Annotated in this window: 17 protein-coding genes and 1 tRNA gene; 9 read left to right on the forward strand and 9 right to left on the reverse strand. The window is 71.4% G+C overall.

From position 1 onward, the window contains the following. The first annotated feature begins 288 nt into the window (after positions 1–288). Positions 289–2,295 (forward strand): acetoacetate--CoA ligase, encoded by a 2,007-nt coding sequence (locus EAE32_RS08295; RefSeq protein ID WP_121864856.1) that lies wholly within the window; start codon positions 289–291, stop codon positions 2,293–2,295. Positions 2,296–2,449: 154 nt separating this feature from the next. Here the strand turns inward: EAE32_RS08295 and EAE32_RS08300 are convergent, their stop codons facing one another. After that, positions 2,450–3,286, reverse strand: coding sequence for a lysophospholipid acyltransferase family protein (locus tag EAE32_RS08300; protein WP_243635654.1), 837 nt, complete (start codon positions 3,284–3,286; stop codon positions 2,450–2,452). A 4-nt stretch (positions 3,287–3,290) separates the two neighbouring features. After that, on the reverse strand, positions 3,291–4,073 hold the full coding sequence (locus tag EAE32_RS08305) for an SDR family NAD(P)-dependent oxidoreductase (RefSeq protein WP_121846839.1): 783 nt from the start codon (positions 4,071–4,073) through the stop codon (positions 3,291–3,293). A gap of 83 nt (positions 4,074–4,156) precedes the next feature. Between EAE32_RS08305 and EAE32_RS08310 the strand changes: the two genes are divergently transcribed. After that, positions 4,157–4,882 (forward strand): TetR/AcrR family transcriptional regulator, encoded by a 726-nt coding sequence (locus tag EAE32_RS08310; RefSeq protein WP_121846838.1) that lies wholly within the window; start codon positions 4,157–4,159, stop codon positions 4,880–4,882. Here EAE32_RS08310 and EAE32_RS08315 read toward each other — a convergent pair. From EAE32_RS08315 to EAE32_RS08325, 3 genes are read right to left on the reverse strand one after another with little or no spacing between them, the layout of a single operon-like run. Further along, on the reverse strand, positions 4,843–6,126 hold the full coding sequence (locus tag EAE32_RS08315) for a DUF4032 domain-containing protein (RefSeq protein ID WP_121864857.1): 1,284 nt from the start codon (positions 6,124–6,126) through the stop codon (positions 4,843–4,845). The genes EAE32_RS08310 and EAE32_RS08315 overlap by 40 nt on opposite strands. Next, positions 6,123–7,043: a trehalose-phosphatase gene (gene otsB / locus EAE32_RS08320; RefSeq protein ID WP_121865026.1), complete on the reverse strand. Its 921-nt coding sequence runs from the start codon at positions 7,041–7,043 to the stop codon at positions 6,123–6,125. The genes EAE32_RS08315 and otsB overlap by 4 nt, the downstream gene beginning before the upstream one ends. Next, entirely contained in the window at positions 7,036–8,652 is a 1,617-nt protein-coding gene (locus EAE32_RS08325) for an alpha,alpha-trehalose-phosphate synthase (UDP-forming) (RefSeq protein ID WP_243635655.1), read from the reverse strand. Before EAE32_RS08325 ends, otsB begins: the two co-directional genes overlap by 8 nt. A 316-nt stretch (positions 8,653–8,968) precedes the next feature. Between EAE32_RS08325 and EAE32_RS08330 the strand changes: the two genes are divergently transcribed. Further along, on the forward strand, positions 8,969–9,898 hold the full coding sequence (locus EAE32_RS08330) for a DsbA family protein (RefSeq protein WP_121864858.1): 930 nt from the start codon (positions 8,969–8,971) through the stop codon (positions 9,896–9,898). A gap of 78 nt (positions 9,899–9,976) precedes the next feature. On the opposite strand, the gene EAE32_RS08335 is transcribed toward EAE32_RS08330, so the two are convergent. The 4 genes from EAE32_RS08335 to EAE32_RS08350 all read right to left on the reverse strand — a co-directional run bounded on the left by EAE32_RS08335 (position 9,977) and on the right by EAE32_RS08350 (position 14,566). Then, positions 9,977–10,053 (reverse strand) — tRNA-Thr (locus EAE32_RS08335). 126 nt (positions 10,054–10,179) lie between these two features. After that, a complete protein-coding gene (locus EAE32_RS08340) occupies positions 10,180–10,782 on the reverse strand; it encodes a TIGR03085 family metal-binding protein (protein ID WP_165860335.1) in 603 nt (200 codons plus the stop codon). A 98-nt stretch (positions 10,783–10,880) separates the two neighbouring features. Next, on the reverse strand, positions 10,881–12,824 hold the full coding sequence (locus EAE32_RS08345) for an ABC transporter ATP-binding protein (protein ID WP_121845546.1): 1,944 nt from the start codon (positions 12,822–12,824) through the stop codon (positions 10,881–10,883). Continuing rightward, entirely contained in the window at positions 12,821–14,566 is a 1,746-nt protein-coding gene (locus EAE32_RS08350) for an ABC transporter ATP-binding protein (protein WP_121845547.1), read from the reverse strand. Before EAE32_RS08350 ends, EAE32_RS08345 begins: the two co-directional genes overlap by 4 nt. A gap of 202 nt (positions 14,567–14,768) precedes the next feature. On the opposite strand from EAE32_RS08350, the gene EAE32_RS08355 reads away from it, so the two are divergent. The 6 genes from EAE32_RS08355 (at position 14,769) to EAE32_RS08380 (ending at position 23,039) form a co-directional block, all read left to right on the forward strand. Then, on the forward strand, positions 14,769–15,560 hold the full coding sequence (locus EAE32_RS08355) for a DeoR/GlpR family DNA-binding transcription regulator (RefSeq protein ID WP_121845548.1): 792 nt from the start codon (positions 14,769–14,771) through the stop codon (positions 15,558–15,560). Continuing rightward, the gene (locus EAE32_RS08360) at positions 15,557–16,531 is read left to right on the forward strand and encodes a 1-phosphofructokinase family hexose kinase (RefSeq protein WP_121864859.1); all 975 of its coding nucleotides are present in this window, start codon (positions 15,557–15,559) and stop codon (positions 16,529–16,531) included. Before EAE32_RS08355 ends, EAE32_RS08360 begins: the two co-directional genes overlap by 4 nt. Positions 16,532–16,585: 54 nt before the next feature. After that, positions 16,586–18,817: a PTS fructose transporter subunit IIABC gene (locus EAE32_RS08365; RefSeq protein ID WP_121864860.1), complete on the forward strand. Its 2,232-nt coding sequence runs from the start codon at positions 16,586–16,588 to the stop codon at positions 18,815–18,817. A gap of 5 nt (positions 18,818–18,822) precedes the next feature. Then, positions 18,823–20,547, forward strand: a complete 1,725-nt coding sequence (gene ptsP, locus EAE32_RS08370) for a phosphoenolpyruvate--protein phosphotransferase (protein WP_121864861.1) — start codon at positions 18,823–18,825, stop codon at positions 20,545–20,547. A gap of 66 nt (positions 20,548–20,613) precedes the next feature. Continuing rightward, on the forward strand, positions 20,614–20,895 hold the full coding sequence (locus EAE32_RS08375) for an HPr family phosphocarrier protein (protein ID WP_121845552.1): 282 nt from the start codon (positions 20,614–20,616) through the stop codon (positions 20,893–20,895). A 167-nt stretch (positions 20,896–21,062) separates the two neighbouring features. Then, positions 21,063–23,039: an FMN-binding glutamate synthase family protein gene (locus tag EAE32_RS08380; RefSeq protein WP_121864862.1), complete on the forward strand. Its 1,977-nt coding sequence runs from the start codon at positions 21,063–21,065 to the stop codon at positions 23,037–23,039. Positions 23,040–23,119 lie beyond the last annotated feature (80 nt).

The raw sequence follows: 23,119 nt of genomic DNA on the forward strand, positions 1-23,119 counted from the left end.
CTGCACTCGGTAGGGTGTGGGAGAGTAAGTCACCGCCGGAATACACGTCAGAAAAGAGGGTCGAGGCCCCACACCAGCAATGGTGTGGGGCCTCCCCACATTTAACAGCAGGCTCGCGCCCGGCTCGATGAACGCCGGCACCCGTGACTCCATGACTCAGCTGGGTACCGCTGGTGGCGCTTGAGCCTTTCCAGCGCTCCCCATTGAGGCAGGGCGGCCCCGCGGCTGGTAGGTTTCCACCACGTGCTGCCTCAAAGAGGAGGCTGCGGTCACGGGGAGGACCAGATCATGTCTCAGGGGTCGGACGAGGGACAGCGTGCCCTCCTGTGGTCACCCACCGAGGAATCGGTGTGCCGGTCTCGGATGGCCGGCTTCGCCCGGTGGGCGGAGAAGCGGTTCGAGAGGGATCTTTCTGGTTTCGAGGTGTTGCATACCTGGTCGGTGGATCAGCCGGACGAGTTCTGGCGGGGCGTGTGGGAGTTCTTCGAGGTGGAGGCGTCCTCCACCGGCGCGCGCGCCCTCCACGATCCCGTGATGCCGGGAGCGCGGTGGTTCCCCGGTGCGCGCTTGAACTACGCGGAGAACTCGTTGCGCTGGGCACGGAGCCGACCGGACGATGTTGCGATCGTGGGAGAGCACGAGACGGCCCGGGCGGGGGCGTGGACGTGGACCCGGCTCGAAGCGGGCGTGGCCTCGCTGGCCCAGCATCTGCGAAAAGCCGGCGTGCGCCCCGGGGATCGCGTGGCGGGTGTACTCCCCAACATCCCCGAGACGATCCTGGCGCTTCTGGCCACGGCCTCGGTGGGGGCCGTCTGGTCCGTGGTCAACACGGACTTCGGTCCCGCGGGTGTCGCGGACAGGTTTGCGCAGATCGAACCGCGGGTGCTGCTCGTGGTGGACGGCTACGAGTTCGCGGGGTCCGTGCGTGACATGACCGGGTCCTATGCGGCGCTGCTGACCGTGCTTCCCACCGTGGAGCAACTCATCGTGGTTGACCAGCTGGAGTCATCGCCCGTGCTCCCAGAGCTTCCGGTTGGTGTCACGCGGCTCTCCGACATCCTCGCGGTGCCCTCCGATCCTTCTTACGAACAGCTTCCGTTCGACCACCCCCTGTGGATCCTCTACTCGTCGGGCACCACGGGTAAACCTAAAGGGATTGTCCACTCCCACGGTGGCGTCACGCTCGAGTTCCTGAAAGCCCTGGGGCTCCACGCCGGTCTGGGCCCCGAGGACGTGGCCTACTACGCGGTGGCCACCACCTGGATGGTGTGGAACATGCTGGCTGGGATCCTGCTCACGGGCGCTCGGGTGATCACTTACGACGGGTCGCCCACGTTCGGCGGCCCGGAGAAGTCCTTCGAGATCGTCGCCCGGAACCGTGCCACGTTCTTCGGCGCGGGTGCCGGCGTGCTGTCCATGGCGCAGCGTGCCGGGGTGACCCCGAACGTGAGCATGGACTTCTCGGCGCTGGAGTCGATCCTGGTGACGGGGTCGCCTCTTCCGGACGCCACATGGGACTGGGTCTACTCCTCGGTGTCACCGACCGTGCGGCTCGGTTCCGACTCGGGAGGCACGGACGTCACGAGTGCGTTCATCGGCACGAACCCGTACCAGCCCGTGTACCGGGGCGAGATCATGGGCCCGTACCTCGGCGTGGACGCGCAGTCGTGGAACGCCCAGGGAGAGCGCGTGTACGGCGAGGTGGGCGAGCTGGTGATCACCAAGCCCATGCCGAGCATGCCGGTCTTCTTCTGGGGTGATGAGGACGGCTCGCGGTACCGTGCCGCCTACTTCGACATGTTCCCCGGCGCCTGGCGCCAGGGAGACTGGGTGACCCAGCTGCCGGAGGGACCGTTCGTGGTGCACGGCCGCTCCGACTCGACCATCAACCGCGGTGGCATCCGGATGGGGTCCGCGGACCTCACCCACGTCGTGGACCGCGTGGACGGGGTGGCCGCCTCCATGGTGATCGGTGCGGAACTGGCGGGCGGGGACTACTACATGCCGCTGTTCGTGGTACCCGTTCCCGGTACGGGAGTCACCGATCAGCTGAAGCAGCGCATTGTGGACGCGATCCGGGAGCAGGTCTCCCCGCGTTACGTTCCGGACGAGATCATCGAGGCTCCCGCCGTCCCGAGAACACGCACCGGCAAGCTCCTGGAGATTCCCGTGAAAAAGCTGTACCAGGGGGCGGACCCGAGCTCGCTCAACCGTGCGACGGCAGAGGACCCGGAGGTGCTGGACTGGTACGCGGAGGCCGCGCGACGGCATGCGAACGACGTGACAACCCGTTGAGAAGAGTGCTGCCTCCGGGGAGCGGAGGCGCCCGCGCCCCGGGCCGCGGTCGGACCGGTCGCGGGTGCGGGGCCGGGACGTGGCCCCCGTTGCACCATGACCTCCTCGGCCGTGGTTGCCGTGGAGTGGGTCGTCGGACTGCCGGGGGCTGCCGCTAGTCCTGGATGCGGTATCGGTTGGCCGCGTACAGGGCGCGCACGGCTGCCTCGACGCGCTCGTTGAAGGCGTCCGCCTTCTCGTTGCCGCGGGCCCGCAGCGGGGCCCCCACGGCCACGACGACCGGCGGGCGGCCAGGGCGCGGCCAGTTGGCGCCGCGCGGCATCGCCTCGTGCGCGCCGATCAGCGCCACGGGGACCACGGGCACCTGGGTGGACAGTGCCAACGACGCCGCGCCCACCTGGAAACGCGCCATCTTGCCCGTCTTGGAGCGGGTGCCCTCCGGGAAGAGCAGCAGAGGGACACCGGCGGCGAGCAGCTTCTTCGACAGCCCCCGGTTTGCACCCTCTCCCCTCCGGTCCACGGGGAATGCGTTGAACATCAGCTGGGTGAAGAACTTCTTGTACCACGTGGTGAAGAAGTAGTCCGCAGCCACCCCGGTGGCCAGGTCGCGGGAGATGTACCGGGGGACGCCGCTCATCACGAGGGGAGCGTCCAGGTGGCTCGAGTGGTTGGCCACCACCACGCACGTTCCCTTGACCCCGTACGCGGCGGGGTCCACCACGTTCGTGCGGGTGATCGTGCGGTTCACGAGTCCCCGGAAGAACACTCCCTGCACGATCCGGCGGACGATGCGGCGCACCGGCTGCGTGTAGTGGGCGGCGGTGAGGGGCGCGGACTCGGCGGGTGGAGCCGGGGGATGGGGGTCCGGCGGGCCCGCAGGGCCCTCGAGCGAGTCCAGCACACGGGGGTGCGGCTCGGGCGGAGTGTGCTGGCGGCGTCGTCCGGTGCGCTCCGTGGGACGTTCGGCGGCCGGGTCCTGGGACGGTGACACGTGATCAGGCCTGGAGCTCGTGGCGCCGGACCCCGGAGATCTTGCGGGAGACCCAGCGCACGGTGGGGCGGGGGAGGTGGCGCAGCGCGGTGACCACGGCCTTGTAGCGCAGGGACGGTACGGAGAGCACCTTGCCGCGGGCGATGTCCGCGAGGGCCTCCTCCACAAGGCGGTCCGCATCCAGCCACATGAAGTCCGGGATGGAGGAGCCGGAGATGCCGGCGCGGCTGTGGAACTCGGTGCGGACCCAGCCGGGCAGCAGCGCGGTCACCTGGACGCCCGTGCCGTGCAGCTCCACCGCAAGGGACTCCGTCATGGAGGTGGTGTACGCCTTGATCGCCGAGTACTCCCCCATGGTCACCAGGCCGGAGACGGAGCACACGTTCACGATCCAGCCCGACCCGCGAACGGTCATCGCGCGCGCCGCGGCCGCGGACAGGCGCCGCACGGCGGCGCACATGACCTCGAAGCCTGCCTCGTGCTGGGTGGTGTCCTCGTCCGTGTAACGGGTCTTCACCGAGAAGCCCGCGTTGTTCACGAGCATGTCCACGGGGTGGGCGGTGTCCTCGAGCCGCTGCGCGACCCGGAGCAGGTCCTCCCGCACGGCGAGGTCCGCGGTGAGGGTCTCCACGTGCACGCCGTGCTCCGCGGCGAGCTCGTGCGCGGTCTGGACGAGGCGGGGCTCGTCCCGTGCAACCAGGACCAGATCGAAGCCCCTGCGGGCGAGGGAGCGGGCGAACGCGGCACCGATGCCTGACGTCCCACCGGTCACGAGAGCGGTAAGCATGCTCCCAAGATACACTACGGTGATCGTAGCGCAGCCGGTCCCACCAGCGTCGACGCTCCCCGTTCCAGGCCCCGGAGGTTCCCATGGCAGCCACCCCCGACCCCGCGCCGTCCGTGGACCCGCGCACCGCGCGCACCGACCGCAAGATTGTCGCCGGTGCCCTCAGGCTGCTGCGCGAGGGCGGCCCGCAGCGGGTGACCATCGAGGCCGTCTCCACCCTGACCGGCGTGGCCAAGACCTCGATCTACCGCCGCTACGACAACAGCACGCAGCTTCTCGAGGCCGCGCTGCAGCACACCACGCCCGTGGCCCACGTGCTTCCCGAGGACGCCGGCTGGGAGCAGGCCCTCACGGCCGCGGTGGACGTCCTGCTGCGGGACATGGGCGTGGGAGTGGCCATCACCCTCCTGCAGGACCCGAACTCGGCCACCTCGCGGGTGCTGCGCGCCTCCGTGGTGCGCCCGCGCATGAACGCGCTGCGCGCCGTCCTCCAGCTCGAGCAGCAGCGCGGGGCGATCCGGGCGGCCGTGGACCTGGACATGGTGATCGACTTCATCCTGGGCTCGGCCTACGCCCACCTGGCCCGCTACGGCTCCCTCGACGAGCGCTGGACCGAACGGGTGCACCGTGCGCTCGCGGACCAGATCGCGACCCCCGGCACGTCGAGCCCGGTCACGCCGGGCCGGGGCACGTGGATCCCTGGCCCGCAGGCTCCGGGCACACCGCTGGCGGGTTCGCCGCCCCGGGAGGACGACGCCGCACGGCCGGCTCAGAAGACGTCGCGCTCGTCCGGACGCTCCGCCAGGTAGGAGCGCACGTAGTCCTCGGCCGCGGTCTCCGTGGGGATGTCCTTGCCCGCGCTCTCGGACATGAACCATCGGTGCTCCAGAACTTCGTGGACGATCTGCGCGGGCTCGCGCTTGCGGCGCAGGTCGGCGGGGATCGCGGACATGATGGGGACGAAGATCTCGCGCATCCACAGCTGGGCCGTGAGGTCCTCGGGCAGACCGGGGTACAGGGCCCGCCCGAACTGGTCGATGTCGGTGAGGATGCGCCGCGCCTGGTTCTCCTGGGTGTTCAGCCCGGTGAGGTGCAGCAGGCGGCGGCTGTGGTGGCCCGCCTCCACCACGCGCGGGCGGAGGTGGACCTGCCCGGCGCTGTCGGAGTCCAGGGAGGCCTCCTCCACGTCGAAGCCGAGCTCGTTGAGCCGCTGCACCCGGGCCTGCACGCGCCAGCGCTCGCCCACGGAGAACGTCTCGGTGGCGGTGAGCTCCTCCCACAGCCCCTCGTAGCTCTCCACGAGCCGCTGCGAGATCACGAACGGGTCCACGGAGGCCGGGTCCACCCCCGCCTCCTCGAGCCGTCGCTGCATGTGCTCCCCGGCCAGCAGGTCCATGACCTCCCCGGCCACGTTGGTCCGGGCGAGGTCGATGTCGTATCCCCGCTGCCCGCGGGTGAGCTCCGGGTGCAGCTCACCGGTCTCCGCGTCCACCAGGTAGGCGGCGAAGGTCCCGGCATCCCGCCGGAACAGGGTGTTGGACAGGGACACGTCCCCCCAGTAGAAGCCGGAGAGGTGCAGCTGCACGATCAGCAGCGCCAGCGCGTCCACGAGGCGCTCGATGGTGTCCCTGGCGGGGACCTGCTCGAAGATCGCGCGGTAGGGCAGCGAGAAGCTGAGGTGGTCCGTCACGAGCGCCGCGGGCAGCGCGTCCCCGTCCGGCGAGAACCGGTCCGTGACCACCGAGTCCGGCACCACGGAGGGAGTGCCCATGCGCTGCAGGGTGCGCAGGAGACCGTACTCACGGCGCGCGTAGCGTGCGGTGGTCTCCTTGACGGCGACGACGCGCTCACCCACGCGTGCGAAGCGCACCACGTGCCGGGACAGGCCCCGCGGATACGCGGCGAGCACCTCGGAGGGCCAGTCCTCCAGGGGCAGTTCCCAGGGCAGCTCCAGCAGACCCGGGTCCGGGAACGCCGTGTTGATGGACACGCCGGGGGACGCGTGCGGAGCGGACGACGCCGCGGCGTCGTCGGGGGGCGGGGGAGGGGTCATCTCAGGGGGGTGCCCGTCGAGCCGCCGCCCGCGACACCCGCAGGGCCGGTGCCGGGGCGTGACCCGAACAGCCTCGAGCGTTCGCGCGCCAGACGACCGAGCGCGGTGGCCAGCGCCTCGGGGTCCGCCACCCGCCACGGGGCCACGGTGTCCTTGGGTCCCACCTTGATGCCCAGGTCCCGAGGGCCGAGGACCGCGAGGGCGTCCTCGTCCGTGACGTCGTCACCGGCGAAGACCGTGGCGTCCGGGCGGACCGCCGAACGGATGGCGGCGAGCCCGTCCCCCTTGGTGGCACTCAGCACCGAGCACTCGAGCACGTGCTCACCGGGGGTGACCCGCAGCCCCGGCAGCCGGGAGTACTCCTGCGCCATCTCTGCCAGCGCGCGCTCCGCCTCGACCGGGTCTCGCAGGGGTCGGGTGTGGAAGGCCACGCCCGCGGGCTTGAGCTCCGTGTGGGAACCCGGGTGACGGGACACGAGACGGCGGGTGGCTGCCACCGCACGGTCCAGCAGCTCGCGCTGCGGGGCGCTCAGCTCGATCCCGCTGCCGCCGTGGCCCTGGGCCGTGGGCCCGAGGTCCACCTCGGCGCCGTGCGAGCCGGAGAGGACCATGCGGCGCTGCGGGTCCACCACGGTGCGCAGGAAGTCGAGCGGGCGCCCGGAGACGACCGCCACGGTGGTGCGCGGCAGCGCCACGAGGGCATCCAGGGCCTGCTGGGCGGCCGGGAGCGGGCGGGAGTCCGCCGGGTCCTGTGTGAAGGGGGCGAGGGTGCCGTCGAAGTCCAGGGCCACGAGCAGGCAGTCAGAGGCCGCCGCAGCGGCGAGGGCCTGGGAGAGAGAATCGTCAGGAGCGGGGCCCCTGCGCCGTGCGGCAGCCACCTCGGCGGCGGAACCGGTTGCTCCGCGGGCGTCAGCCATCGTGTCCCGCCCGCGCGCCGGAGCCGTCCCCGTCCGGGGCGTTGCCACCGGAGCCGCCCGCGCCGTCCTGGGAACCCTGGGCGGAGGAGCGGTCGGAACCCTGCTGGGAGCCGAAGGGGCCCCCGCTGCCGGACCCGGCGGCGTCGGCGGATGAGCGGGCGTGGGACGCGAGGTCCTCCAGGAAGCGGTGGGACCAGTCCACGACGTCGTGGGTGAGGACCTGGCGGCGCATCGAGGCCATGCGCTTGCGGGCCTCCGTGGCGGGCATGTCCCGGGCGTGGAGCATGGCCTCCTTGAGGCCGTCGATGTCGTGCGGGTTCACCAGGACGGCCTGCTTGAGCTGCTCGGCGGCCCCCGTGAACTCGGAGAGCACGAGCGCGCCCGTCTTGTCCCGGCGCGCGGCCACGTACTCCTTGGCCACGAGGTTCATCCCGTCCCGCAGCGCGGTCACCAGCATGACGTCCGCGGCCAGGTAGAGCGCCACCATCTCCTCGAACGGGTAGCCGTGGTGCAGGTAGCGGATGGCCGTGTGGGAGATGGTGTCGTACTGGCCGTTGATCCGGCCCACCATGCCCTCCACGAGCTCGCGCAGCTGGCGGTAGGAGTCCACGCGCTCGCGGGACGGGCTGGCCACCTGGATCAGCACGGAGTCCTCGACGGAGAGCTCACCGTCGTGCAGCAGCTCCCCGTACGCCTTGATGCGGTGGCGGATGCCCTTGGTGTAGTCCAGGCGATCCACGCCCAGGAAGATGGTCTCCGGGTTGCCGAGCTCCTCCCGGATCTCCCGCGCCCGGGCCTGCACCGAGGGGTCGTCGGCGAGCTCCTTGATGGAGTCCACGTCGATCGAGATGGGGTAGGACCCCGCGTTCACGGTCCAGGTGGTCTCCTCCCCGCCCGCGGTGCTCTCGCTGAACCGCGCGACCCCCTTGGTGAACTGCACCCCCAGGTACCTGCGCACACAGCGCTGGAAGTTCTGTGCGTCACCGGGGCGCTGGAAGCCGATCAGGTCCGCGCCCGTGAGCCCCTCCAGCACGGCCTTCCGCCACGGCAGCTGGGAGAAGATCTCGGTGGGAGGGAACGGGATGTGGTTGAAGAAACCGATGGTCACGTCCGGGCGCAGCCGGCGCAGCATGCGGGGCACGAGCTGCAGCTGGTAGTCCTGCACCCACACGGTGGCGCCCTCGGAAGCCGTCTGTGCGGCCATCCGGGCGAACCTCTCGTTCACACGGCGGTAGGCGTACCACCACGTGCGGTGGAACTCCGGCGAGGCGATCACGTCGTGGTACAGCGGCCACAGCGTGGCGTTCGAGAACCCCTCGTAGTACCGCTTCACCTCGAGCTCCGAGAGGGAGACCGGGACCAGGTGGAAGACGTCGTGGTCGAACGCCTCGAGCGTCTCGTCCGGCGCGCCGTGCCACCCCACCCACGCGCCCTCGCGCTGCGCCATCACGGGGGCGAGTGCGCTCACCAGTCCGCCGGGGGAGCGGCGCCACGAGCTGCTGCCGTCCTCCGCCACGTCCCGGTCCACGGGCAGCCGGTTGGAGACCACGACGAAGTCGTAGCCGTCCCGCGGGATGGTGACCTCTTCCAAAGACTGTTCTGCGCTCATGCTGGCATCCTTCCCCGGGGCGGCGTGTCCGGACCAGTCTATGTGCGCCCGGTGGCCGCGCGGCGTCGTCGTCACCGGGACCGGGACGGCTGATGCTGTGGCCCGGGGGCCGGCACCGCCATCCCCCGGACACGGTGCCCGGGCTCCGGGTGCGGGGCGCAGCGGGGCCCGCAGTGCCGCGCTCGACGCCGCACGGCGCCTCCTCGCGAGCGCGCACCCGGGAGCCGGCCGGGTCGAGACGGGCACCCCGGCCGGGTACCCTGAGGGCGGATCACCGACACCTCCGTCCCGCCCATTGGAAGGACACCAGCCCCCCATGGCTTCGAAGAACAACACCGCCGGTTCCTCGGCCGCGGACGCCCGCGAGCGCGCCCGGCAGATCGCGGACAGGCAGTCCCGGCGCAGCAGCGGCAGGCCGCTCGGACTGATCCTCGGGATCGTCGCGCTCGTGCTCGCCATCGCCCTCATCATCGGGCTCGTGGTGTGGCAGAACAGCAAGGCCAAGATCCCCGAGTCCGGGCCCGTGCCCGCGAGCGCCAACCAGTACGGCGGGATCACCCTGAACAAGGAGAGGATTGCGCAGAACACGTCCGACGTGAAGGAGCGTGACCTCTCCACCCTGCCGCCGGCCCCCGAGGAGCCGGACACGTCCAAGACCCCGCTGGGCGTGGTGGACAAGGACAAGGCCGCTACCAACGGCAAGCCCGTGCAGCTCGTGATCCTCCAGGACTTCGAGTGCGTGCACTGCGCCGACTTCGAGAAGGAGAACGCGGACGCCATCAAGAAGGCCGTGGACGCCGGCAAGGTGGAGGTGGAGTACCGCAACCTCAACTTCCTGGACAAGGCCACCCCGGACCAGTACTCGTCCCGCTCGGCGAACGCCGCCTACCTCGTGGCGGAGCAGGTCAGCCCCGACCAGTACATGGAGTTCTCCCAGGAGATGTTCACCCACCAGGGCAGCGGCGGGCTGAGCAACCAGGAGATCGCGGACATCGCCAACAAGCACGGCGCCAGCATCACCGCGGACGACCTGGACGAGAACACCTACCGGCCCATGGTCAACGTGGCCACCCGCGAGTCCGTGACCAACGGTGTGGCCGGGACCCCCTCGATCTTCGTGGACGGGGCACGGTACGAGAAGGGCAAGTTCTCGGACACCCTGCAGAAGGCCATCGACGCCAAGGACGCGAAGGCCAAGGCCTCCACGGTCAAGGACTCCAAGGCCAAGGACGAGAAGAAGAAGTAGCACCGCGGCTGCGGTCCGCCCAGCACGAGACCCCCGGTGGAGAGCATGCTCTCCACTGGGGGTCTCGTGCTGGAAGGGTGGAGCCCCCTGCCGGATTCGAACCGGCGACCCTCTGTTTACAAGACAGATGCTCTGGCCAACTGAGCTAAGGAGGCGTGCGCTGGTCCCTGTGCACCGGGGTGGCTGCCGCGAGACGGTGCAGGGACCGCTCCATGATACTGGACGAGCGGCCGCACCCGGACTCGGGTGCGGCCGCTCTCGTGTGGAGTGGGTGGGCTGGGCTACTCCTGGGAGATCTCCACGTCCGCCTGCTCCTGGCGACCGAACGCCCACAGCAGCAGCTCGGAGGGCTCACCGCGCACGATCTTCACGCGCCGGGCGTTCTTCTTGCCACCGCGTACGGACCCGAAACCAGCGGCGAGCAGGACCACGGCCTCGTTCTCCCGGCGCAGCATCAGGGGTGCGCCGAAGGAGATCATGGACCACAGGGCCTTCTGCTCGTCGTTGAGCAGCTGGCGGGGGTGCCACTGGGGCTGCGCCCGGCGGACGTCCTCGTGGTGCACGAAGAACTCGCCGGTGTTCATGCGCTTGTCCAGCGGGGACCACCGGCCGGGGGAGTGCAGTGGCGGGCGCTCCACGAGGTTCACCAACTCGTCCCACGGCAGCTGCCGGTACCGGGCGTCCACGGTCTTGGCGTGCGAGCCCAGCACGGGAATCCTGGGAGCGAACGTTCCCGGCACGGCATCCGGGCGGGCATCCCGGATGGCGAGGTGCACGGCGAGGTCCCGGGTGTTCCAGCCCTCGCACAGGGTGGGTGCCTCGGGCCCCACGCGGCGCAGCAGGGCGGCGAGGTGGCGGCGTTCGACATTGGCGAAGTTGGTCACGAGGACATCCATTCTGTGAGGCGGACCGTGACGACCACGGTAGACGGGGATCCTGCCGATTGCCACCGTCCCGGACCACCCGCGGGTGTTCCGGGGGATCAGGTGGCGGGGTCGGACTCGGCGTCCAGCTCGGGCTCGGGCGAGTTGAACTGGGCCTCGTAGAGGGCGGCGTACGCTCCGTGGGCCTCGATCAGCTGCTCGTGCGAACCCTGCTCCACGATCCGCCCGGCCCGCATCACGATGATCGTGTCCGCGTCCCGGATGGTGGACAGCCGGTGTGCGATCACGAAGGACGTGCGCTGCTCCCGCAGAGCCGCCATGGCCTTCTGCACGAGCAGCTCTGTGCGGGTGTCCACCGCGGAGGTGGCCTCGTCCAGGATCAGCAGGGACGGCTGGGAGAGGAAGGCACGCGCAATCGTGATCAGCTGCTTCTCGCCCGCGGACACGGAGGCGCCGTCCTCGGTGATCAGCGTGTCGTAGCCGTCCGGCAGGGCGCGCACGAAACGGTCCACGTACGTGGCGCGGGCCGCCTCGAGCACTTCATCGTCCGTGGCGTCCTGGCGTCCGAAGCGGATGTTCTCCATGATGGTCCCGCCGAACAGCCACGCGTCCTGGAGCACCATGCCCACCTGGGAGCGAAGGTCGCTGCGCGCGAGGTCCCGGATGTCGATGCCATCGAGTGTGATCCTGCCGCCGTCGATCTCGTAGAAGCGCAGCACGAGGTTCACCAGGGTGGTCTTGCCCGCCCCCGTGGGTCCCACGATCGCCACGGTGCGCCCGGGCTCCACGCAGAACGTGAGGTCCTCGATCATGGGGCGGGCCCCCTGGGCGAGGGCGGCCTTGTCGTAGGAGAAGTCCACGTGCTCGAAGCGCACCTCGCCGCGCAGCCGGGCGGGGAGCGTCCGCGTGGGGGTCTCGGGCTCCTGCTCGGTGGCGTCGAGCAGCTCGAACGTGCGCTCCGCGGAGGCGATGCCGGACTGCAGCTGGGTGGCCATTCCCGCCACCTGGGACAGGGGCTGGGTGAACTCGCGGGAGTACTGGATGAACGCCGTGGCGTCCCCCAGGCTCAGCTGGCCCGTGGCCACGCGCAGCCCGCCCATCACGGCGATGCCCACGTAGGAGAGGTAGGAGATGAACTGCATCACGGGCATGATCGTGCCGGAGAGGAACTGAGCGCCGAACGCGGCCCGGTAGAGCTCCTCGTTGCGCTCGTCGAACTGCGCCTGCATCTGCGCCTGACGGCCGTACGCGTGCACGAGCTCGTGGCCGGAGAACGACTCCTCGATGTGGCCGTTGAGCCGGCCGGTGGCCCGCCACTGCTGCGTGAACATCTTCTGCGAGCGGGAGCCGATCACCCCGGCGGCCACCGCGGACAGCGGCAGGGCCACGAGTGCCACCAGGGCCATCTGCCACGAGACCACGAACATCATCACGGTGATCCCCAGCACCATCAGGACGTTCTCCACGAGCTGGGAGAAGGCCTGCTGCAGCGCCGTCTGGATGTTGTCCACGTCGTTGGTCACCCGGGACATCACGTCCCCGCGCTGGCGGGTGTCGAAGTAGCTCAGGGGCAGGGCGTTGATCTTGCGCTCCACGCTCTGCCGCAGGTCGTAGACCACGCGCATGACCACCAAGTTGAGCACGTAGCCCTGCAGCCACATGAGCACGGAGGCCACGGTGTACATGGCGAGCACGGTGAGGATCAGCGTGCCCAGCCGGGTGAAGTCCACGCCCTGACCCGGCACGAGGTCCATGGCGGAGATCATGTCCGCCATGGTGTCCTGGCCCTGCGCGCGCATCCCGGCCTCCACCTGCGCCTGGGTGGTCCCCGCGGGCAGGGACCTGCCGACCACGCCCGCGAAGATCACGTCCATCGCGCGCCCCAGAACTCGTGGCGCCCACACGGTGAACACCACGGAGAGCACCACGGCGGCCACCACGAGAGCGAGCGCGGCCTTGTGGGGGGCCATGAGTTTCACGAGCCGCACGGCCGAGGGCCAGAACCGCTGCGGCTTCCTGGCCGGTTCCTGGGTCTCGCTCACAGTTCGCCTCCGGTGGTCTGGTCGGCCGAGAGCTGCGAGGTGACGATCTCCCGGTAGGTCTCGCTGTGCGCCACGAGCTCCTCGTGGGTGCCGCGGGCGATGATGCGCCCGTGCTCGAGCACGAGGATGAGGTCCGCGTCCGTGATGCTGGAGATCCGCTGGGCCACGGTGACGACCGTCGCGTGGCGGGTCACGGGGTGCAGGGCCGCGCGCAGGCGGGCGTCCGTGGCGACGTCGAGCGCTGAGAAGGAGTCGTCGAAGACGTAGACGGAGGGGCGGGCCACGAGGGCGCGGGCGATGCTGAGCCGCTGGCGCTGACCACCCGAGACGTTGGTGCCGCCCTGGGACACGGGGGAGTCCAGGCCCTGCGGCATCTCGCGGACGAAGTCCTCGGCCTGGGCCACGCGCAGGGCCTCCCACAGCTCCTCGTCCGTGGCGTCCTCGCGGCCGAAGCGCAGGTTGCTGGCCACGGTGCCGGAGAAGAGGAACGGCCGCTGGGGGACCAGTCCGATCCGCCCGGCGAGGTCCTCGGGGGCGTACTCGGTCAGGGGGACGCCGTCCAGGAGCACCTCGCCGCGGACCGGGTCCAGCAGGCGCGGGATGAGGCTCACGAGCGTGGTCTTGCCGGAACCGGTGGCGCCCACCACGGCCACCGTGCGGCCGGGCTCTGCGGAGAAGTCGATCTCGTCCAGCACGGGCTCCTCGGCGCCGGGGTAGCGGAAGGAGACATCCCGGAACTGCACCCGTCCTTTCGGACGGGGTGCGGTGGCGGGTCGGCGGGGCGGGTGCATGCTCGGCTCGGTGTCCAGCACCTCGGTGATCCGCTCGGCGCACACCACGGCGCGCGGGACCATCATGAACATGAAGGTGGCCATCATGACGGCCATGAGGATCTGCAGCATGTACTGCAGGAACGCCGTCAGCGCGCCCACCTCGATCTGGCCCTGGTCAACGCGGTGCCCGCCGAACCACAGCACCGCGGCGGTGGCCAGGTGCATGACCATGTTGATCACCGGGAACATCAGCACGAACAGCGCGCCGATCCGCAGGGAGATGTCCGTGAGGTCCTGGTTGGCCCGCTGGAAGCGCTGCGTCTCGAAGGGCTCCTTCACGAAAGCCCGGATCACCCGGATGCCGGTGATCTGCTCCCGCAGCACCCCGTTGATGCCGTCAATGCGCTCCTGCATGACGCGGAACCACGGCATGAGCCGGGAGACCACCAGGCCCAGGAGCACGCCCATCACGGGGATGGATACCCACACCAGCCACGAGAGGCCGGCGTCCTCGCGCACCGCCATGACGATCCCGCCGACGCACATGATGGGCGCCATGACCATGAAGTTCAGCCCCATGAGGGTGAGCATCTGGACCTGCTGGACGTCGTTGGTGTTGCGGGTGATGAGCGAGGGCGCGCCGAAGGTCCCGACCTCCCGGGCGCTGAACGTGGCCACCCGGCGGTACACGCTGCCGCGCAGGTCCCGGCCGAGCCCGATGGCGGTGCGGGCGCCGCACCACACGGCCACGACGGCCGCCACCACCTGGGCGAGGGCCACCGCGAGCATCACGGAGCCCGTGCGCCAGATGTAGTCCGTGTCCCCGCGTGTCACGCCGTTGTCGATGATGCGCGCGTTGAGACTCGGCAGGTAGAGGGTGGCGATCGTGGAGAGCAGCTGGAACACGAGGACGCCCACCACCCAGGGGATGTAGGGGCGGAGAGAGGTGCGCAGCAGACGCAGCAGCATGACGGTCGATCCTGACGCAGAGCAGCGTGGCCGGAGCCGGTGACGGGCCCAATATACGCGGTGATGGAACCGGTGGATCGAGTCGATGGACCGTGCGTCATGCGACCGGATGTGGGAACAGGGGCTAGTAAAACCACATAAACAGACATAAGCTCACATCCACAGGAGCGCCACCACCGTCGCACCCGTTCGTGAGGGGACCATGTTCGCAGCAGAACGCCACGAGGAGATCGCGCGCACCGTGAGCCGCGAGCGCCGCGTCAACGGCGCGGACCTGGCCCAGCGCTTCGGCGTGACCATGGAGACCATCCGCCGGGATCTGGCGGTGCTGGAGACCGCGGGGCGGCTGCGCCGCGTGCACGGCGGGGCCGTGTCCGTGGACCAGTCCACGAGCGGTGAGCAGGGCATGGACTCCCGGCAGCGCCTGGCCACCGCCGAGAAGCACAGCATCGCGGTGAAGGCGCTCGAACTGCTGCAGCAGGCCGGAGCGGGTGCGGTGGTGCTGGACGCGGGGACCACCGTGGAGGCGCTCGCGGAGCTGCTGCTGCACCGGGACAACCGCCTGCCGAACGGCCAGGAGCAGCTGGTCATCACCCACGCCCTGCACATCGCGGCCAAGCTCGCGGACGCCGAGGGTGTGGGGCTGGAGCTGGTGGGCGGGCGGATCCGCAAGCTCACCTGGGCGGCCACGGGCTCCCGTGCGGCCCAGCACTACGACCAGCTGCGCCCGGACCTCGCGTTCGTGGGCTGCAACGGCGCCCACGCCCGCTTCGGACTCTCCACCCCGGACCCCATCGAGGCCGTGGTGAAGTCCGCGATCGTGCGGGCCGCGCGCCGGGTGGTGGTGCTGTGCGACGCCAGCAAGCAGGACCGGGAGACGCTGACCCGGTTCTGCTCCCTGGAGGAGATCGACACGTTCATCACGGACCGGGCCCCCACGGGGGAGCTGGCCCAAGCCCTCGAAGACGCCGATGTGGAAGTGGTCCTCGCATGATCATCACCGTGACCCTCAATCCGTCCGTGGACCGCACGGTGGACCTGACGGCTCCGCTGCAGCGGGGCAGGGTGCAGCGCGCGTGCGCCACCCGGCAGGATCCCGGCGGCAAGGGCGTGAACATCTCGCGCGCGCTGTCCGCGAGCGGCGTGGAGACCGTGGCGGTGGCCCCGGGTGACTCCGCGGACCCGCTGTTCACCGCGCTGGACGCGGCGGGGGTGCGCTACGACAACGTCCCCATCGGGGTGCCCGTGCGCTCCAACATCACCGTCACGGAACCGGACGGGACCACCACCAAGCTCAACGAGCCCGGCCCGGAGCTGGACGAGCACACGGTGGAGCGGATCGTGGAGCGGATCGTGCGCCGCGGCGCGAGGGCGTCCTGGCTCGTGTTCGCGGGCTCCGTTCCCCCGGGGCCGGCCCCGGACGTCTACGCCGTGATCGCGGCGCGGGTGCGCGGGGCACTGGGCGCTGCGGCGCCGTCGTACGCCCTGGACACCTCCGGCGCCCCGCTGCACGAGGCGCTCGCCCCGGGGGCCGCGGTGCTGCCGGACGTCGTCAAGCCGAACGGCCACGAACTCGCGCAGCTGCTGGGCCGCACGGACGGGGACGCCCTCGAGGCGGACCCGCTCGCGGCGGGGTCCGCGGCGCGGGACCTCGTGGCCCGCGGCGTGGGTGCGGTGCTGTGCACCCTGGGCGGCAGCGGCGCGGTGCTCGTCACCCCCGAGGGGGCGTGGCACGCCGTTCACGAGCCCGTCACGGTGCGCTCCACGGTGGGCGCCGGTGACAGCGCCCTGACCGGCTACCTCGTGGCCGCCGAGCGCGGCGACGCACCCGAGGAGCGGCTGCGCCACGCCGTGGCCCACGGCTCGGCGGCCGCCTCCCTTCCCGGCACCCAGATGCCCACGGTCGCAGACACCACGCCGGAGGCCGTGCGGGTGACCGAGCTGCGCCTGCCGCCCGCCCCCTGAGACCTCTCTTCCACAGCTCCACCACCCCACCGGCCCTACTCGAGGAGCCCTGACATGTCGGATCTCATCACCCCCGGACTGGTCCTGCTGGACCGGAACCTGGGCGCGTCCACGGATCACGTGATCCGTGAGCTCGCCGCCACCGTCCACCGGGAGGAACGCGCGCGGGACGCGGACTCGCTCGCCGCGGACGCCCTCGCCCGTGAGGCCAAGAATGCGACCGGGATCCCGGGTGGCATCGGCATCCCGCACTGCCGCTCCGAGGCCGTCACGCAGGCCACCCTGGTCATGGCGCGGCTCGCCCCCGCCGTGGACTTCGGCGCCAAGGACGGTCCCGCGGACATCGTCTTCTTCATCGCGGCTCCCGCCGGAGCGGACCAGGAGCACCTCAAGCTGCTGTCCAAGCTCGCGCGCTCGCTCATGAAGAAGCCGTTCGTCGCGTCCCTGCGCGCCGCGAGCTCCCCCGAAGAGATCGTGGGCATCGTGGACCGCGCCCTGGGCCTCGCTCCGGAGGACGACGACGCCGCGCGGCCCGCGGACCAGGGCGCCGCGCCCGCGGGCACGCCCACGACGACGCCCGGTTCCGCCGCGGACGTGGCCGGCACCCCCGCCACGGCGCAGGACACCACCGCTGCCGGGCACGCCCACCGCGAGCGGCCCGTCCCGGGCGTTGCCGCGGCCGGAGCCACAGCGGTGGGTGCCGGAACCGCGGGGGGCGGCGCCGCGGCGTCGTCCGAGGGGGAGTCCACCGCCGGGCATCCGGACGGTGGCCCCGGCCCGCGTCGGCTCGTGGCGGTGACCGCGTGCCCCACCGGGATCGCGCACACCTACATGGCCGCGGACGCACTGACGAACACCGCCGGGGAGATGGGTGTGGACCTGCAGGTCGAGACGCAGGGCTCCTCGGGTGCCACGCGCCTGGACCCGCAGGTGATCGCGCGGGCGGAGGCCGTCATCTTCGCCACGGACGTGGACGTGCGCGAGCGCGGCCGGTTCGCGGGCCTGCCGTACACCGCCTCCGCCGTGAAGCGCGGGATCGACGAGCCGCGCGAGATGATCGAGGAGGCGCTCGCCGCGGCGGACGATCCGCACGCGCCCAAGGTCACCGGCGACGGCACGGAGGCCTCGGCCGCGCTGACGGCGGGCGAGGGCTGGGGCACCCGGATCCGCAAGGCCGTGATGACGGGTGTGAGCTACATGATCCCGTTCGTGGCGGCGGGTGGTCTGCTCATGGCCATGGCGTTCATGATCGCGGACCCCGTGGAAGTGGTGAAGCAGGCCGACGACATCCTCCAGACCGCCACCCTGGGCAACCTGGGGGACGTGTCCCTGGGGATGTACCTGGGGGCGGTGCTGTTCAAGATCGGCAACCTCGCCATGAGCCTGCTGGTCCCGGCGCTCGCGGGCTACATCGCGTACGGGCTCGCGGACCGGCCGGGCATCGCCCCCGGTTTCGCGGCGGGGCTCGTGGCGAACTTCATGGGCGCCGGGTTCATCGGCGGCATCGTGGGCGGTCTGCTGGCGGGGCTGTGCGCCTACTGGCTGACCCTGCCGAGGGTCCCGCGCTGGCTGGGGTCCCTGATGCCCGTGGTCATCATCCCCGTGCTGGCCTCGCTGTTCGCGGGCGGGCTGCTGTTCCTGGTGGTCGGCGGGCCCATTGCCGCGTTCATGACATGGCTGACCGGCCTGCTGTCCGGGATGAGCGGCGCGTCCGCCGTGGCCCTGGGTGCCGTGCTCGGTCTCATGATGTGCTCGGACCTGGGCGGGCCCATCAACAAGGTGGCCTACTCCTTCGCCGTGGCCGGGCTGGGGGCGGCGACCGCCACGAACACCGCACCGCAGGAGATCATGGCCGCCGTGATCGCCTCGGGCATGGTGGCCCCGCTGGGACTGGCGCTGGCCTCCACGGTGCTGGGCCGGAAGTACTTCACCGCGGCCGAGCGCGAGAACGGCAAGACCTCGTGGCTGCTGGGTGCGTCCTTCATCTCCGAGGGCGCCATCCCGTTCGCCGCGGCGGACCCGCTGCGCGTGATCCCCGCCTCCATGGTGGGAGGCGCGGTCACCGGTGCCCTGTGCATGGCCTTCGGCGTCACCTCCGCCGCGCCGCACGGCGGCATCTGGATCCTGCCGGTGATCGGCGGGTGGGGCGGCTTCCTGCTCTCGATCCTGGTGGGCACCGTGATCGTCGGCGTGCTCGTGACGGTGCTCAAGCGCCTCGGAGGTGCGGAGCGGCACGCCGGTGAGGTGCCGGGGGTTCCCCAGACGCAGCAGGGCGTGGAAGCGTGAGGACCATGGACGAACAGAGTAGGCAACCGCAGCGGGAGATCCTGGACGGCGTGGGCGTGAGCCCCGGGCGCGTCATCGCACCGCTCGTGCACATGGCTCCCGCGGTGAGCGAGCCGCCCGAGGGCGAGCCGCTCACCGAGGACCCCGAGGCCGCGACCGACCGGCTCCGGGCGGCCGCGCTCGCCGTCAGGGCCGAGCTGACCGAGCGTGCCGCGCGGGCCCGCTCGGAGTCGGCCGCCGAGGTCCTCAAGGCCACCGCGCTCATGGCCGGTGACAAGGCCCTCGTGAAGAACGCCGTCAAGCTCGTGACGTCGCAGCAGCTGAGCCCGGAGCGTGCCCTGTGGCAGGCCGCCACGGCGTACGCGGACCAGATGCGGGCCATGGGCGGGTACATGGCGGAGCGCGCGGCGGACATCGAGGACGTCCGCGCCCGCCTCGTGGCCGAGCTGCGCGGCGAGGACGCCCCGGGAGTGCCCCAGCGCCGCGAGCCGTTCGTGCTCGCCGCCGAGGACCTCGCGCCGGCGGACACCGCCGTGCTGGACCCGGACGTGGTGCTCGCACTCGTCACGGCCTCCGGCGGGCCGCAGTCCCACACCGCCATCCTGGCGCGCAACCTGGGGCTGCCCGCCGTCGTCGCGGTGCAGGGCGTCCTGGACCTCGACGCCGGCACGCCGGTCTTCGTGGACGGGGCCGCGGGCACCGTGGTCACCGCTCCCGGCGAGACCGAGGCGGAGGCCGTGGCCGCGTGGCGGCGCACCGCCGAGCGGCTCGCGTCCTTCGACGGCCACGGTGCGCTCTCGGACGGCACACCCGTGCCGCTGCTGGCCAACGTGGGCACGGGCGACGACGCTCGGGCGGCGGCGGAGGCCGGCGCCCAGGGTGTAGGGCTGCTGCGCACCGAGTTCTGCTTCCTGGGCCGCGACGCCGAGCCCACCGTGGAGGAGCAGACCGCGGCGTACGCGGAGGTCTTCGCGGCGTTCGGGGACCGCAAGGTGGTGGTGCGCACGCTGGACGCGGGCGCGGACAAGCCCCTGCCGTTCCTCACGGACGCCGAGGAGCCCAACCCGGCGCTGGGCGTGCGCGGCTACCGCACGGACTGGAGCACCCCCGGCGTGCTCGCCCGCCACCTCGAGGCGATCGCCGCGGCCCGGGAGGGCAGCGGGGCGGAGGTGTGGGTCATGGCCCCCATGATCGCCACGGTGTCCGAGGCGGTGCACTTCCAGGAGCTCGCGCACGAGGCGGGGCTGCCGGTGTGCGGTGTCATGGTGGAGACACCGGCCGCGGCACTCACGGCCGAGCAGATCCTGGACCGCGTGGACTTCGTCTCGCTCGGCACCAACGACCTCACCCAGTACACGATGGCGGCGGACCGGATGCTCGGCTCCCTGGCCGAGCTGAACTCCCCGTGGCAGCCCGCCGTGCTGCGGATGGTGGAGTGCGTGACGCGCGGCGCGGCGGCGTCGGGCACCACGAGCGGAACGCACAAGAGCGTGGGGGTGTGCGGTGAAGCCGCCGCGGACCCCGCGCTGGCCGTGGTGCTCGTGGGGCTGGGCGTGGACACGCTCTCCATGAGCCCCCGCTCGCTCGCCGCGGTCGCCACCGTGCTCGCGAGCGTGGACGCCACCGAGGCGCGGCGGCTCGCGGTACTCGCCCTGGAGGCCACGAGCGCCTCCGAGGCCAAGGACGCGGTGCGGTCGCAGCTGCCCGTGCTCGCGGAGCTGGGGCTGTGACCCCGTTCCACACTGACCCGTTCCACCACCGACCCGACCCGACAACCAACCTGACCAGGAGCTGACATGACCGAACGCACCGCCACCGTGGCCTCCCGAGTGGGCCTGCACGCCCGCCCCGCGGCGATCTTCGCCGAGGCGGCAGGGGAGTACGAGAACCTCGAGATCACCATCCGCGCCGAGGGTGAGGATGCCGAGGAGGGCATGGACGCCTCCTCGGTGCTCTCCCTGATGTCCCTGGGCGCGTCCCACGGGGACAGGGTGGTCCTGGCCGCCGAGGGCCACGGTGCCGAGGAGGCGCTCGAGCACCTCGCCGGGATCATCGAGACGGACCTCGACGCGGACTGAGCGACCCCGCGTGACCGAGCGCCGGGTGCCCCTCGCGGGTGCCCGGCGCTCCGTCGTGTCCGGGGCCTCCGCGGGTGGTCGCCGGGTGCGGCCGCGGTGGTGGGTGGGGCCCGCGTCGCACGGCGGGACGGAGGGTGCGCGGCGTCGGGCGGGGGTACGGTGTCCCCATGGTGCGACTTCTGATCCTCGGTGGCCTCACACTGGCCACCCTCGCCACGGTGCTCGCGGCCGTGCTCGGTCCCTGGGGATGGTGGATCCCCGCCGCCGTCTTCCTCCTGCTGCTCCTCGTGGGTGTGCGCGACGCCACCCAGCGCAAGCACTCCGTCCTGCGCAACTTCCCGGTGCTCGGCCACATGCGGTTCTTCCTGGAGAAGATCCGCCCCGAGATCCAGCAGTACTTCATCGAGCGCAACTACGACGGCAAGCCGTTCGACCGGGACCAGCGCTCCCTGGTCTACTCCCGCGCCAAGGGCTTCAAGGGGGACAAGGCGTTCGGCACGGAGCTGGACGTCAACGAGCCCGGCTACGAGTACTTCGTGCAGTCGGTGGCCCCCCGGGCGGCCCCGAAGGACGAGCACCGGGTGCAACTGGGCGGGCCGGACTGCCGGCAGCCCTACGACGCCTCCCTGCTCAACATCTCCGCCATGAGCTTCGGTTCGCTGTCGAAGAATGCCGTTCTGGCCATGAACAAGGGTGCCGCCAAGGGCGGTTTCGCCCAGGAGACGGGAGAGGGCGGTCTCACGAAGTACCACTTGGCCCACGACGCGGACATCATCTGGGAGTTCGGCTCCGGCTACTTCGGCACCCGGGACGCGGACGGGCACTTCGACCCCGAGATCTTCCGGGAGAAGGCCAACCTCCCACAGGTCAAGGCCGTGAACATCAAGCTCTCCCAGGGGGCCAAGCCCGGACTGGGAGGTGTGCTTCCGGGTGCCAAGGTGACCCAGGAGATCGCCGAGGCCCGCGGGGTGCCCGAGGGTCAGACCTGCGTCTCCCCGGCCAGCCACTCCGCGTTCACCACACCCCGTGAGCTCGTGCGGTTCGTGGCGCAGCTGCGGGAGCTCTCCAACGGCAAGCCCGTGGGATTCAAGCTCTGTGTGGGCTCCCGCGTGGAGTTCCTGGCCATCTGCAAGGCCATGATCGAGGAGGGCGTGACACCGGACTTCATCATCGTGGACGGTGCCGAGGGCGGGACGGGAGCCGCACCGCTGGAGTACCAGGACCACGTGGGCACACCCCTGGTGGAGGGCCTGATCCTGGTGCACAACGCACTCGTGGGCGCCGGGCTGCGGGACCGGATCAAGCTCGGCTGCGCCGGGAAGATCACCTCGGGCCACGACATCGTGCGCCACATCATCCAGGGCGCGGACTTCTGCATGAGCGCCCGCGCCATGATGATGGCCGTGGGCTGCATCCAGGCGCAGGCGTGCCACACCAACAAGTGCCCCGTGGGCGTCACCACCCAGGACCCCCGGCTATACCGCGCCCTGGACGTCGAGGACAAGGGCGACCGCGTGGAGCGCTACCACCGCCTCACCGTGGAGGAGGCCGGGCAGATCATCTCCACCATGGGCTGCGACCACCCCGAGGAGCTCACGCGCGAGATGCTGCGCCGCAAGGTCACGGCCACCCAGAGCATCTCCTACGAGTCCCTCTACCAGTGGCTCACCCCCGGGCAGCTGTTCGAGGGTGTGGAGGGCGGCTGGGGCGAGGACTGGGACTACGCGGACCCGGACCGCTTCACGGCCGGGCACCCCGGCAAGTACGTGTTCAACGACCGCGGGCCGCTCTCGCCCGGCGGGGTGGTCCCCGCCGCGGACCGGAAGTACGCGCTCGCGGGCGCGGGCGTCCGGGCCGGGGGCGGTCCCGGCACAGGGTCGGCCCTCCGGGATGACGACGGCGCCCGGGCCGCGGGCGGCGTCGTCACCGGACCCGGAGCGGCCCCGGAACGCACGCCGAGCCCGGCCGCGGCCGAGGCGGCCGCCGAGACCCCGGGTGAGTCGACCCCGGGAACGAGCACCCGCCCCGAGGGCGAGCCCGGAACCGCACCGGGCGCGCAGCACACCCTGCGGGATCCGGCACCGGAACCGGGCAACGTGGACCCGGACGACGACTCCCGCACCCGCAACCCCGGGCTCGCCTGAGCCGGGCGGGATACCATGTGAGGCGGCGTGCGCCCCCGGGCCGCGCCGCCCTTCGACCGAGCACGTCCGCGGCACAGGAT

This window comes from Kocuria tytonicola (genome assembly GCF_003687175.1).
In the GTDB taxonomy this organism is placed as follows: domain Bacteria; phylum Actinomycetota; class Actinomycetes; order Actinomycetales; family Micrococcaceae; genus Kocuria; species Kocuria tytonicola.

Coding starts and splice junctions, on each gene's coding strand:
- EAE32_RS08295 (WP_121864856.1), top strand. CDS start 289: ATGTCTCAGGGGTCGGACGAGGGACAGCGTGCCCTCCTGTGGTCACCC.
- EAE32_RS08305 (WP_121846839.1), bottom strand. CDS start 4,073: ATGCTTACCGCTCTCGTGACCGGTGGGACGTCAGGCATCGGTGCCGCG.
- EAE32_RS08310 (WP_121846838.1), top strand. CDS start 4,157: ATGGCAGCCACCCCCGACCCCGCGCCGTCCGTGGACCCGCGCACCGCG.
- EAE32_RS08315 (WP_121864857.1), bottom strand. CDS start 6,126: ATGACCCCTCCCCCGCCCCCCGACGACGCCGCGGCGTCGTCCGCTCCG.
- otsB (WP_121865026.1), bottom strand. CDS start 7,043: ATGGCTGACGCCCGCGGAGCAACCGGTTCCGCCGCCGAGGTGGCTGCC.
- EAE32_RS08325 (WP_243635655.1), bottom strand. CDS start 8,652: ATGAGCGCAGAACAGTCTTTGGAAGAGGTCACCATCCCGCGGGACGGC.
- EAE32_RS08330 (WP_121864858.1), top strand. CDS start 8,969: ATGGCTTCGAAGAACAACACCGCCGGTTCCTCGGCCGCGGACGCCCGC.
- EAE32_RS08350 (WP_121845547.1), bottom strand. CDS start 14,566: ATGCTGCTGCGTCTGCTGCGCACCTCTCTCCGCCCCTACATCCCCTGG.
- EAE32_RS08355 (WP_121845548.1), top strand. CDS start 14,769: ATGTTCGCAGCAGAACGCCACGAGGAGATCGCGCGCACCGTGAGCCGC.
- EAE32_RS08360 (WP_121864859.1), top strand. CDS start 15,557: ATGATCATCACCGTGACCCTCAATCCGTCCGTGGACCGCACGGTGGAC.
- EAE32_RS08365 (WP_121864860.1), top strand. CDS start 16,586: ATGTCGGATCTCATCACCCCCGGACTGGTCCTGCTGGACCGGAACCTG.
- ptsP (WP_121864861.1), top strand. CDS start 18,823: ATGGACGAACAGAGTAGGCAACCGCAGCGGGAGATCCTGGACGGCGTG.
- EAE32_RS08375 (WP_121845552.1), top strand. CDS start 20,614: ATGACCGAACGCACCGCCACCGTGGCCTCCCGAGTGGGCCTGCACGCC.
- EAE32_RS08380 (WP_121864862.1), top strand. CDS start 21,063: ATGGTGCGACTTCTGATCCTCGGTGGCCTCACACTGGCCACCCTCGCC.